At 41.9% G+C, this 12843-nt stretch carries 12 protein-coding genes; 9 read left to right on the top strand and 3 right to left on the bottom strand.

Translation table 11 applies throughout. From position 1 onward, the window contains the following. Window positions 1-3: 3 nt before the first annotated feature. Both J8L71_RS08200 and J8L71_RS08195 read right to left on the bottom strand, forming a co-directional pair. Window positions 4-1179, bottom strand: coding sequence for an isovaleryl-CoA dehydrogenase (locus J8L71_RS08200; protein ID WP_211000110.1), 1176 nt, complete (start codon window positions 1177-1179; stop codon window positions 4-6). A 54-nt stretch (window positions 1180-1233) separates the two neighbouring features. Next, window positions 1234-1668, bottom strand: coding sequence for a MerR family DNA-binding transcriptional regulator (locus J8L71_RS08195; protein WP_089347611.1), 435 nt, complete (start codon window positions 1666-1668; stop codon window positions 1234-1236). A 330-nt stretch (window positions 1669-1998) separates the two neighbouring features. Here J8L71_RS08195 and J8L71_RS08190 point away from each other — a divergent pair, with 330 nt between their 5' ends. The 7 genes from J8L71_RS08190 to J8L71_RS08160 all read left to right on the top strand — a co-directional run bounded on the left by J8L71_RS08190 (window position 1999) and on the right by J8L71_RS08160 (window position 9716). Further along, window positions 1999-3180 (top strand): acetyl-CoA C-acyltransferase, encoded by a 1182-nt coding sequence (locus J8L71_RS08190; protein WP_211000109.1) that lies wholly within the window; start codon window positions 1999-2001, stop codon window positions 3178-3180. A gap of 103 nt (window positions 3181-3283) precedes the next feature. Then, on the top strand, window positions 3284-4774 hold the full coding sequence (locus tag J8L71_RS08185; RefSeq protein WP_211000108.1) for a CoA-acylating methylmalonate-semialdehyde dehydrogenase: 1491 nt from the start codon (window positions 3284-3286) through the stop codon (window positions 4772-4774). A gap of 141 nt (window positions 4775-4915) precedes the next feature. After that, a complete protein-coding gene (locus tag J8L71_RS08180) occupies window positions 4916-6073 on the top strand; it encodes an acyl-CoA dehydrogenase family protein (RefSeq protein ID WP_211000107.1) in 1158 nt (385 codons plus the stop codon). Between the two features lie 10 nt (window positions 6074-6083). Then, window positions 6084-6875 carry an enoyl-CoA hydratase gene (locus J8L71_RS08175; protein WP_211000106.1) on the top strand — a complete coding sequence of 264 codons (792 nt, stop codon included), beginning with the start codon at window positions 6084-6086 and terminating at the stop codon, window positions 6873-6875. Continuing rightward, window positions 6875-8026: an enoyl-CoA hydratase/isomerase family protein gene (locus tag J8L71_RS08170; protein ID WP_211000105.1), complete on the top strand. Its 1152-nt coding sequence runs from the start codon at window positions 6875-6877 to the stop codon at window positions 8024-8026. Before J8L71_RS08175 ends, J8L71_RS08170 begins: the two co-directional genes overlap by 1 nt. 10 nt (window positions 8027-8036) lie before the next feature. Further along, on the top strand, window positions 8037-8936 hold the full coding sequence (mmsB, locus tag J8L71_RS08165; protein ID WP_211000104.1) for a 3-hydroxyisobutyrate dehydrogenase: 900 nt from the start codon (window positions 8037-8039) through the stop codon (window positions 8934-8936). Between the two features lie 9 nt (window positions 8937-8945). Then, the gene (locus tag J8L71_RS08160) at window positions 8946-9716 is read left to right on the top strand and encodes an SDR family oxidoreductase (RefSeq protein WP_211000103.1); all 771 of its coding nucleotides are present in this window, start codon (window positions 8946-8948) and stop codon (window positions 9714-9716) included. A 329-nt stretch (window positions 9717-10045) separates the two neighbouring features. Here J8L71_RS08160 and J8L71_RS08155 read toward each other — a convergent pair whose 3' ends face one another. Next, complete coding sequence (locus J8L71_RS08155; protein WP_211000102.1) at window positions 10046-10591, bottom strand: phage integrase N-terminal SAM-like domain-containing protein; 546 nt, start codon at window positions 10589-10591, stop codon at window positions 10046-10048. Window positions 10592-10831: 240 nt separating this feature from the next. Between J8L71_RS08155 and J8L71_RS08150 the strand changes: the two genes are divergently transcribed. Beyond that, a complete protein-coding gene (locus tag J8L71_RS08150) occupies window positions 10832-11734 on the top strand; it encodes a hypothetical protein (protein ID WP_211000101.1) in 903 nt (300 codons plus the stop codon). Between the two features lie 108 nt (window positions 11735-11842). Continuing rightward, window positions 11843-12760 (top strand): hypothetical protein, encoded by a 918-nt coding sequence (locus J8L71_RS08145; RefSeq protein WP_211000100.1) that lies wholly within the window; start codon window positions 11843-11845, stop codon window positions 12758-12760. Window positions 12761-12843: the final 83 nt, after the last annotated feature.

Raw genomic sequence — 12843 nt, 5'->3', positions numbered from 1 at the left:
TCCTTAACGGCTTTCGGTGAATAGTTCGCGGCCAATTAGCATGCGGCGAATTTCTGATGTACCAGCGCCAATTTCGTATAATTTGGCATCACGTAGTAAGCGCCCTGTGGCGTATTCGTTTATGTAGCCGTTCCCACCTAAAATTTGAATGGCATCTAGCGCCATTTTAGTGGCAAGTTCAGCGGCATATAAAATGGCACCAGCGGCATCTTTACGGGTGGTTTCGCCGCGGTCGCAGGCTTTTGCAACAGTATAAACGTATGAGCGCGCTGCATTCATTTGCGTATACATGTCGGCCACTTTGCCTTGAATTAGCTGAAATTGACCAATAGGGGTGTCAAACTGTTTACGCTCATGAATGTACGGCACAACTATATCCATACACGCTTGCATTATGCCAAGCGGGCCCGCTGCAAGTACTACGCGTTCGTAATCAAGGCCACTCATAAGTACTTTAGCGCCTTCGTTTAAGTTACCTAAAATGTTTTCTTCTGGCACTTCGCAGTTTTCAAATACTAGCTCACAGGTGTTTGAGCCGCGCATGCCCAGCTTGTCGAGCTTTTGCGCAGTAGAAAAACCAGCAAAGCTGCTTTGTACAATAAAAGCGGTAATGCCTTTAGCGCCGGCGTTTAAATCTGTTTTAGCGTAAATAACAAAGGTGTGTGCGTCGGGGCCATTGGTGATCCACATTTTATTACCATTTAAAATGTACTTATCGCCTTTTTTCTCTGCTTTAAGTTTCATCGATACCACGTCAGAGCCTGCGTTTGGCTCGCTCATGGCAAGGGCACCAATGTGTTCGCCGCTAATAAGTTTTGGTAGGTATTTTTCTTTTTGTGCTTGGTTACCGTTACGGTTAATTTGATTTACACACAAGTTTGAATGCGCACCATAGCTTAAGCCAATTGAGGCACTAGCGCGGCTAATTTCTTCCATTGCAATTACATGCTCTAAGTAACCTAAGCCTGCACCGCCAAAGTCTTCAGAAACGGTCATACCAAGTACACCCATTTCGCCCATTTGCGGCCAAAGCTGATTAGGAAACGCATTATCAATATCAGTTTGCTCAGCCAGTGGCGCAATTTCTTGGCTTGCAAAGCTATTTACATGGTCGCGGATCATATCGGCGGTTTCGCCTAGGCCAAAGTTCATCTCTTTATAAAGTGAAATAGTGCTCATGATTCATTCCTGTGTGAGTGTGTGTTGTCAGTGTGTTTTTATTATTAAAATAGGCTACTCGTCTATTTTATTGAGTGTGTCTCTGCAGCGGCGCTCCGCTGTCACTAATTCCATAAGCACAACTTTTATGTCGTCCATTTGTTGAGAAAGGTCGGCTTTTTTCTCAGCTATTAAATCGAGCATAGTCACCAGCTGTTTAGCGCTTGATTTATCGGCGTCGTACAGCTCAAACAAACGGCCTGTTTCAGCAAGGGTAAAGCCTAGGCGTTTACCGCGTAATATAAGCTTTAAGCGAACTTTGTCGCGCTTTGAATAAATACGGGTTTGGCCGTTACGCTCTGGGCTTACTAAGCCTTGGTCTTCGTAAAAACGAATAGAGCGGGTAGTAATATCAAACTCTTTAGCTAAATCGCTAATGCTAAAGGTTTGTTCGTTACTGCCAGGTACGTTGGCTGAACTTGCGAAGTTTGTTTGGTTATCTGGTTTCATAGTTGTGTTTACCTCATTCGAATAACTCCAATATAAGTGAAGTTTACGTAAAGGTAAAGCCCAGTGTGGTATGAAACTATTTATAAAGGAGTGTTGGCGTGAAATGTTAAATTTAATTATTAATATTCAGTGGCTTATTTTTATTTGTGTTGATTAACCGTGCTACTGGAAAATAAACCTTACACTTTTAAAACTAAAAATTAAGCGTTTTTTAGTTGACGTTAGCGTAAACGTTAGTATTGTGTATGGGTATTAAATAATAAATGAATACTAAATTAATAGAGCAAATATTCTAACAACTATTTGCATAAAAATACAACGGAGTTAGTTATGACTTTAGAATCAGTGGTAATTGTAGCAGCTAAGCGTACGCCTATGGGCGGCTTTATGGGCGCATTAACCGATGCACAATCTACCGAGCTTGGCGCTACCGCCATTGCAAGTGCACTGGCACAAACTGGTTTAGCTAATGATGCAATAGATGAAGTAATTATGGGCTGTGTTTTGCCAGCAGGCCTTGGACAAGCGCCTGCTCGCCAAGCCATGTTAAAAGCAGGCCTTGCTCTGGGTACCGGTGCCACTACCATTAATAAAGTATGTGGTTCTGGTTTAAAAGCAGCCATGCTAGCAAACGACTTAATTAAAGCGGGCTCAATTAGCAGCGCAATTGCCGGCGGTATGGAAAGCATGAGTAATGCACCTTACTTTATACCTAAGGCGCGTGGTGGTATGCGAATGGGCCACGGTGAAATTAAAGATCACATGATGAGCGACGGCCTAGAAGATGCTTACGATAACAAAGCAATGGGCTGTTTTGCACAATACACCGCCGATGAGTACGGCATTGGCCGTGAGCAAATGGATGAGTTTGCCCTGGGCTCGTTAAGTAAAGCTAATACAGCAATTGAAAACGGCAGCTTTGAGAACGAAATTGCGCCGCACACCATCAAAACCCGTAAAGGCGATGTAACCGTATCGGTTGATGAGCAACCCGGTAATGCCCGCCCAGAAAAAATACCAAGCCTGCGTGCTGCCTTTAAAAAAGACGGCACCATTACTGCGGCTAATTCATCGTCAATTTCTGATGGTGGCGCAGCGCTTATATTAATGAGCGAATCAAAAGCAAAAGCGCAAGGCTTAACACCGCTTTGTAAAATTGTAGCGCACAGCACGCACTCTCAAAAACCAAGTGAATTTACAGTAGCACCTGTGGGCGCAATGAACAGCGTGCTTGAAAAAGCAGGTTGGACTACCGCTGATGTAGACCTGTGGGAAATTAACGAAGCCTTTGCAATGGTTACCATGCTTGCTATTAACGAATTAAAACTTGATGAGAGCAAAGTAAACGTAAACGGTGGCGCGTGTGCACTTGGCCACCCAATTGGTGCCAGCGGCGCGAGAATTTTAGTCACGCTTATTCACGCACTTAAAAACCGAGGCCTTAAAAAAGGAATTGCGTCTTTATGTATTGGTGGCGGCGAAGCCGTAGCCATGGCTGTAGAGGCTTACTAACAAAGCAGTTAATTAACTAACAGCAACTAAAATGCACCGTACTCATACTAATAACAAAACGGTGCCATTTTTTAAAAGAACACACTAACAACAGGATTTACACATGCACCAAGTTCCACTACTTATAAATGGCGAATTTGTTCAGTCGGCTTCAAACGAGCTTATTGATGTAATTAACCCAGCAAACCAAGAAGTGCTTGCACAAGTTCCATGTACTACCGACTCAGAAATGGATGCAGCTATTGCCTCGGCCTCAGAAACATTTAAAACGTGGAAAGACGTGCCCATTACAGAGCGTGCCCGCATTATGATGAAATACGCGACGCTATTAAAAGAGCACCATGATGAGCTTGCAACCATTATTTGCCACGAACTAGGTAAAACGTTTGAAGACGCAAAAGGCGATGTGTGGCGCGGTATTGAAGTAGTAGAACAAGCTGCAAATGCACCGTCATTAATGATGGGCGAAACAATGGAAAACGTTGCCCGTAAAATAGATACTTACTCTTACATGCAGCCCCTTGGCGTTTGTGCAGGCGTTACTCCGTTTAACTTTCCGGCGATGATCCCACTTTGGATGTTTCCGCTGGCTATTGTATGTGGTAACACCTTTATTTTAAAACCGTCTGAGCAAGACCCACTTACACCTATGCGCTTAGCTGAGCTATTTATTGAAGCTGGCGCCCCAAAAGGTGTTTTACAAGTTGTACACGGTACAAAACCACAAGTAGACCGCCTACTAGAAGATAAAGCAGTACGTGCAATTTCGTTTGTAGGTTCGTGTGGCGTAGGTGCGTATATTTATTCTAAAGGCACACAAAACCTTAAACGCGTGCAAGCGTGTGTAGGTGCTAAAAACCACATGGTTATTATGCCAGATGCGAGTAAATCGCATGTTGTAAATAACCTTGTTGGCGCATCGGTTGGTGCCGCAGGCCAGCGCTGTATGGGTATTTCGGTTGCTGTGTTTGTAGGCCAAGCAAGTGAGTGGGTAGATGAAATAAAAGCAGGCTTTGAAAACGTACGCCCAGGCGTGTGGGATGATAAAGACGCAGCCTACGGCCCACAAACATCAAAAGCCGCAAAAGAGCGTATTTTATCGCTTATAGCAAGCGGTAAAGAGCAAGGCGCCACTTGTTTAATAGACGGCTCAAACTTTACAGTAAAAGGCTATGAGCAAGGTAACTGGGTTGGCCCAACGCTATTTACCGACGTTACAAAAGAGATGGATTTATACAAAGAAGAAATTTTTGGTCCTGTGCTTGCCTGTATGTTTGTAGATACGCTAGATGAGGCAATTGCCCTTATTAACGACAGCCCATACGGTAACGGTACATCACTATTTACCTCAAGCGGTGCTGTTGCTCGTAAATTCCAACACGAAATAGAAGTCGGGCAAGTGGGTATTAATGTACCTATTCCGGTGCCGCTGCCGTTTTTCTCGTTTACAGGTTGGAAAGGCTCGTTTTACGGCGATACGCACACCTACGGTAAGCAAGGTATACGTTTTTACACAGAAACTAAAACCATTACCTCACGTTGGTTTGAAGACGACATTGCTTCAGGTCCAAACATGAGCATTAATTTAAAATAAACACACTCAAAAATAATAATAAAGAAGAGCGCAAAGGCTAAACTCGCTGACAAGCAACTAGAACACACACATCAGCCTTTGCCGCTCTTCACACCTATCCCAATAGGGCACACTAACAACACACAATTAAAGAGGTCTACCATGGACTTTAACTTATCAGAAGATCAACACGCCTTTGTAGAAACAGCACGCCAATTTGCCGAATCAGAGCTTGCCCCACATGCAGCAAAGTGGGATCGCGAGCATATTTTTCCTAAAGATACAATTAAAGCAGCGGGTGAGCTTGGCTTTTGCGGTTTATACACGCCAGAAGAAGCCGGCGGCCTTGGTTTATCACGTTTAGATTCAAGCATTATATTTGAGCAGCTTGCTATGGGTTGTACTGCTACAACGGCCATGTTAACCATACATAATATGGCGACCTGGATGGTGGCAAGTTTTGGAACCGACGCAGTTAAAGACACATACGTAGAACAATTAGTAATGGGGGAACTACTTGCCTCTTATTGTTTAACAGAGCCAGGCTCGGGCTCAGATGCGGCATCACTAAAAACAAAAGCCGTACTTGAGGGTAATGAGTACGTTATTAACGGCTCAAAAATGTTTATATCGGGCGCGGGCGAAACTGAAGTATTAGTGGTAATGGCACGTACCGGTGGCGAAGGCGCTGCGGGTATTTCGGCATTTGTAGTCCCGGCCGATGCTAAAGGTGTTGAGTACGGCAAAGCAGAAGAAAAAATGGGTTGGAACGCACAACCAACACGCTTAATTAGTTTTGAAGATGTGCGTATACCTGCGCACAACTTATTAGGTAGAGAAGGTGAAGGCTTTAAATTTGCAATGCAAGGCTTAGATGGCGGGCGCATAAATATTGCAACGTGCTCAATTGGTACAGCACAAGCCGCGCTAAACACGGCAAAAGAGTACTTAAAAGAGCGCACTCAATTTGGTAAGCCACTGGCTGCGTTTCAGGCTTTGCAATTTAAAATTGCAGATATGAATACCGAACTTGTCGCTGCGCGCCAAATGGTAAGGCTTGCGGCATTTAAACTTGATACCGGTGATTGCGAAAAAACGACTTACTGCGCCATGGCTAAACGTTTTGCGACCGATGTTGGCTTTACCGTGTGTAACGAGGCACTGCAAATTCATGGTGGTTACGGTTACATAAAAGAATACCCGCTTGAGCGCCATGTACGTGATGTGCGCGTTCATCAAATTTTAGAAGGCACAAACGAAATTATGCGCGTAATTATAGCGCGCCGTATTTTAGCTGAATCTGCAAGCGACGTTTTATAAGGAGCAAGTTATGTCAGAGTCTAAATCTAATCCGAGTATTGAGCTAACAACCGAAGGCCATGTTGCAATTTTAACTATGTCTAACCCGCCAGCTAATACCTGGACAAAAGACACCTTAATAGATTTAAAAAACAAAGTTAACGAGCTTAATAACAACAAAAATATATATGCCTTAGTACTTACCGGCGAAGGCGAGAAGTTTTTTAGCGCCGGTGCCGATTTAAACGTATTTGCCAGTGGCGATAAAGGCGTTGCCGCTGATATGTCGCGTGTATTTGGTGAAGCATTTGAAGCACTAACTAATTTTACAGGGGTGTCGGTTGCGGCCATTAATGGTTATGCCATGGGTGGCGGGCTAGAAGTGGCGCTTGCATGTGATATACGCATAGCAGAAGAGCAAGCACAAATGGCACTGCCAGAGGCAAAAGTGGGCTTATTACCATGCGCGGGTGGCACGCAAAATTTAGCATGGCTTGTAGGTGAAGGCTGGGCAAAGCGCATGATTTTATGCGGCGAGCGCTTAAAAGCTGATAAAGCCCTGCAAATTGGCTTAGTAGAAGAAGTAGTACCACAAGGTGAAAGCTTTGCTGCGGCGTTAACACTTGCCAACCAAGTAAGCGAGCAAAGCCCAAGCTCGGTAGCTGTATGTAAAACACTAATTCAAAAAGGGCGACACCAACCAATGGCAAGTATATTACCACTTGAACGTGAATTGTTTGTTGGTTTGTTTGATACACAAGATCAACAAGAGGGCGTTAATGCCTTTTTAGAAAAACGCCGCGCAAATTGGGTAAATGGCTAATGAGTAATTTAACGTTATTAAATAATGCAGGCGACCCCGTGCTATTTGAAACGGCAAGTGCAGCAAACGGCAGCTTAATTGGGGTTATTACACTCAACGTACCAAAATCATTAAACGCACTTAATTTTGACATGATCAAATTACTAGAGCCGCATCTGCGCGCTTGGCAAAGCGATGATGCAGTTGCAATGGTATTGTTAAAAGGCGCAGGGGATAAAGCCTTTTGCGCCGGTGGTGATGTAGTAATCCTGCATCATGCAATGGCGCAAGGTAAACCCACAAGCCTAGTTGAAGAGTTTTTTACCCTTGAGTACCAGCTTGATTACCTTATTCATACCTTTGATAAACCATTTCTAGTTTGGGGTAACGGCATAGTAATGGGTGGCGGTTTAGGTCTAATGGCAGGTGCTAGCCACCGCGTAGTAACCGAAACATCGCGTATTGCCATGCCAGAGCAAACCATAGGCTTATACCCAGATGTAGGCGGCAGTTACTTTTTACATAAAATGCCACACAGTGTAGGGCTATTTTTAGGGCTAACGTCGGCTTCTATTAATTGTGAAGATGCACGCTTTGTATCGCTTGCCGATCACTTTATCGACAGCACAAAGTACGATGCCATGCTAGCGCAAATTTTAGCTGCTAAGTGGGGCAAAACTGCAAGCTTAAATCATGAGCGTTTAACAAAATTATTAACCGATTTAGATAACCAATCTGCGCGAATGCCCAAAGGTAATATTAAAGCTAATTTAGCAACCATTCAAAAATTAGCTGAATTTAATACGCTACAAGAACAAGTTGATTATATTTTAGGCCTAACTACTGACGATAAATGGCTGCAACGCGCCCAAAAGTCACTCAAGCATGGCTGCCCACTAAGTTGTGCACTGGTTAGTGAGCAATTAAAAGCCAGTAAAGGCAAAAGCTTATTAGCGTGTTTTAAAATGGAGCTGGGTATGTCAGTACGCGCTGGCGAAGTTGGTGAATTTCAAGAAGGCGTAAGGGCGCTATTAATAGATAAAGACGGCGCGCCAAATTGGCAATACAAAACACTGAGCGATGTACCACAAACAATAATAGAGAGCTTTTTTGCTAATCGCTTTGGCGAAAATCACCCACTCAATGGCTTACACACGCCATCACACACATAAAGGAAAGACGATGACTAAACTCAATATTGGTTTTATCGGCTTAGGTAATATGGGCGGCCCTATGGCGGCTAACTTAATTAAAGCCGGCCACAGTGTTACGGCATTCGATTTAAACCAGTCGGTCTTAAATGAACTTGTAAGCAAAGGTGCACACGCAGCTGAAAATGCAAAAGCATGTGCAACCAATGCCGATATACTTATTAGTATGTTACCAGCAGGCAAACATGTTAAATCGCTTTACTTAGGTAATAACGACGACAGCGGCTTGATTAATGTGCTGAGCAAAAACACCCTAGTTATTGATTGCTCAACAATAGATGCAGAATCAGCCCGAGTAGTTGGTAGCGCACTTGGCGTGCAGGGCATTAGCTTTGTAGATGCACCAGTATCGGGCGGCGTTGCAGGCGCAGCGGCTGGCACGCTTACGTTTATAGTTGGTGGTAGTGAAGCTGCGTTTAATACAGCACAGCCAATACTCAGTGATATGGGTAAAAACATATTTCATGCAGGCGATATTGGCGCAGGGCAAGTTGCCAAAATATGTAACAACATGCTACTTAGCATTTTAATGGCAGGTACCAGCGAAGCACTGCAAATGGGTATTAATAATGGCTTAGACCCTAAAGTACTTAGCGACATAATGACCGCAAGTTCTGGCCGTAACTGGACGCTAGAACTTTATAACCCATGCCCAGGTGTAATGGATACAGCCCCTGCAAGTAACGATTATAAACCGGGCTTTATGGTCGATTTAATGGCTAAAGATTTAGGCCTTGCCATGGAAGCCGCGCAGCAAAGTAATTCATCAACCCCAATGGGGTCAATGGCTAAAAACTTATACACTATGCTGCAGCACCAAGGTTCAGGCAGTGATGATTTTAGTGCCATTTTTAAACTGTTTTCTAAGTAGGAGCAAGGCGTGGAAATTAAAAATAACATGGTAGTTATAACCGGTGGCGCACAAGGCTTAGGCTTTGCAATGGCGCAAAAGTTTGCCCTTATGGGCGCTAACATTGCTTTAATAGATATGGCGCAAGAGCTTCTTAATACAGCATGCGAGCAACTCACACAGCTTGAAGGTGTCACAGGCAACATTGAAGGTTATGCCGCAAACGTAACTGTTGAGAGCGAAGTAGAAAACGTATTTAATACCATTAATAGTGATTTTGGCCACATTGGTGTGCTTATAAACAACGCCGGTATTTTACGCGACGGCATGTTTATTAAAGCTAAAGACGGCAAAGTGGTAAAAAAAATGTCCCTAGAGCAATTTCAATCAGTAATTGATGTAAACCTGACAGGCGTATTTTTAGCAGGGCGAGAAGCTGCAAGCCAAATGATTGAATCAGGCAAAGGCGGCGTAATCGTTAATATGTCGAGCGTCGCGCGCGCAGGTAACATAGGCCAAACAAACTACGCAGCATCAAAAGCTGGCGTAGTGGCACTTACCACCACATGGGCTAAAGAGCTTGGCCGCTTTGGTATACGCGTAGGCGCTATTGCACCAGGTGTAATAAGCACCGCCATGACCGATGCCATGAAACCCGAAGCCAAACAACGTATGCTCGCTGTAACGCCCGTAGGGCGCTTAGGCGAAAGCGACGAAATTGCCCATACTGCACAATACATAATTGAAAACGACTTTTTTACCGGCCGCGTGGTTGAAATAGACGGCGGTATTCGTTTGTAATTTGTCAGCTCTCATTTAATTATTGGAAGCACAGCTCAAACGAGTTGTGCTTTTTTGTTTTCAATAGGGGAGGTTTATAATCTTGAAAAAGGGCTAACAACCCCGTTAGCACCTTGTTGTAGTACATGGGTAGGATACCCGCTGAATTAAAACGTTGAACATTTTAGCGTTCTAAATAACTCATTAACTGCGTTAAAAACTTCTCATATAGATAAACTATATAACTAAGTATTTGCCTTGTTACTGAGCTATTTATCTATCGCTATAATTGTTCACTAATTCAATACAGCGGGAATTATGTGCATAGTACGTATGTCACTGTAGTCTAACTAAGTTTGTACTGTGCGTATATCAGCGCCGCTTTGCAGCAAGTGCGTAGCTTTATTACCCTTACCGTTCCAAATGCGTATGTTTTTATAGTCGAAGTCAATATCTTGAACTCTTATTTTTACTGCTTCCATCAGCCGTAAACCACTTCCATATAGCAGGCTTGCTATCAAATAATGTCGTTTATTTATATTTCTAAAAAATAGCGATACCTCAGTTTGTGTAAGTACGACAGGAAGTTTCTGTTGGCGGTTACTTTTAACGAAATTTAAATCTAATGAGAGCTCATTCTTTATAATATGTTTATATAAAAAAGCAAGTGCATTTAAAGCGGTTGCTTGTGTTCTCGCTGCCACTTTTTTAGTGACTGTTAAGTGATTTAAAAATATTTCAACTTCATTATTGCCCATACTGGTAGGGTGCCGCTTATTATGAAAATGGATATAGGCAGTAATCCAAAATACATAAGTTTCAATAGATTTTTTAGCGTAGTGATGGCTATACATATAGTTGATAATACTATTAAGAAAAGGGGATTTAGTTTTCATTTTAAATCTCAATTAACTGTAATTATATACAGTATTGACGTTTTTCCTCCTAAGTCAAGAAATGAGGACATTTTCCTCTTTTTTACATTTTAATAAAAGAACAGCCTGACTTAAAGTTTAAAGCTGGCAATGTGTTACAGGATTTGTTATTAATATTAAAAATAATTAAGAGGACATACATTGCTCATAAAAAGAGGAAAGTGTCCTCTGATAAAGTTGTTATGACAACATGGGGAAAGTATGGAGCTTCGAGTTTCACAGAAATCTGGTTTAAAGCTATATAATAACCTTTTGGAAATTAAAAGTACTTATCATGAACAACATAAGATTAGGCATCCTGCTGATACATTTAAAATGTCGATAGAAAAACTGAATGTCGCTTTAGGTCAATTTATTGAAAGGAAAAAAAGTCATGCTTTAGATGAATTTAAAGAGAAGGCTATATGTAACTATATATGTGAGCTTGACTCTTTTTATGATCGCCTACTCCTTGTTATGAAAGGGCTTACAGAGCCTTCTGAAATAGATAATAGAAATGCTGATATATGGTTAAAAGATAACACTTCTAAATTCTATACGCAGTTTAAGGACAGCACAAGTAAATCACATAAAATGATACGTGATATGGCTAATGTAATAAAGCATGACACTCATACCATTTGTTACTTAACTGTTACTGATCATAAAGGGCGTCAAGTTGAGGGGTTTTATTTTTCAAACATAATTGGTAAAAATGACTTACAAGGGCCATGCCCCAAAATTCATGAAGAATATCTCGGGGCGAGTACAGCGATATCATATGATTTTTTCTTACGCTATTCATTAGGTTTTGTATCTTTGTGTATATTTCATTTGAATCGTATATTCTTTAAAGGAAGTAAACCTGAAAGAGTCAATTTTCAGCCTATTCTTGATTTTTTTAATAGCCAAATTAATGTTGGCAACAGTATACTACCCAACGAGTACAGTAAACCTACAGGGTTGATTTCAAAGGATAAGTTATCTTTTGTCGTGAAATTCCCTCATAAAGAACCGAAAAACGCTGACGTAGATAAAATTCATGGAGTACAGCCGTTCTTTAAAATCAATCAAAGAACAGGATCTTCACACGCTAAATTTCCATATATGCAACTGTTGTCATAACAAGCTGTTCAACAAGGACAAAAAACAGTTGGTTTTGCTCCTTCGTCGCTAATTTTAACCAACTATTTTGTGCCTGTTAACAGGGCGTTAGGCATCTAGGAGGAAATATTGAGCCTTTTGAGAGAAATTCAAGCATCACTCATATCTGATGAACCAAACTTAGGTGGTGTTCTATTAAAGCTACGATTACTCGCGGCAAGGTTAGGTAGTGATATTCTGAGTGATTGGGTAAAACATGAAATGTCAGGCTATCCAAACGATGTCGATTTGCCAGATTACAGAGTTATAGGTGTGTCCTTTAAAGGTACCTTTAGTGGTGCTTTTGGTTCAGGAATTAATAATGCACCTATCCCAACTGCACTTGTAGAGCAACATGCAGGTGAACATTGGAGTAATCATAGAGTCAGGCAAGGCATTGCAGCAATTGATGATTTAGTTAAGAGCGCCCAAGAACCTGGATCACTTGGGTTAGATTGCTCTAATTTAATATTACTATTGCAAGGTAAGATATATGAAGACTATGCATGTAATGATATCCGAGGATCAATTTCTAGAAGTTCATTGGTTCAAATTCAAAACGAAGTAAAAAGTAGAGCGCTGGAATTAACTATTGAGTTAGAAAAATCTGTACCAGCTGCTGCTGAAATTGTATTGGTGCCGGAAGGTATGGAGAATATTGATGAGGGTGAAGTGTCTAAAATTATCAATCAAACTATTTATGGAAATTATACTGAAATTTCTAATTCAGGGGATAGCGCTCATATTGAAGTAAAAGCTATTCAGGGTAACTCTGAAACATTTGAAAAAACACTCGAAGAATCAGGTATATCACAAGAATCGGCTAAAGAATTGTCCGAAATTGTTAAGGCTGAATCACCAGAGTCAAAAGATGAGCCACTAGGTAGTAAAGCTAAGCAATGGCTTCTTAGTAATCTTAAGAAAGCAGAAGATGGTACTTGGAAGGTGGGTATTTCAGTGGCAACTGACGTAATAAAAAATGCGGTTAAAGGCTTCTATGGGCTTTGAATCAAAAATGCCTAACAAACCAAGGCAGCAGGACTTATTTTGCTGTCGCTTCGCTCCAAAACGCAAAATAAGCCTCTGCTTGG

Origin of the sequence: Pseudoalteromonas sp. MMG007 (assembly GCF_018100985.1) — a bacterium.
GTDB lineage: Bacteria > Pseudomonadota > Gammaproteobacteria > Enterobacterales > Alteromonadaceae > Pseudoalteromonas.
The sequence above is the reverse complement of the archived record's forward strand: the minus strand, read 5'-3'. Positions and strand labels throughout refer to the sequence as shown.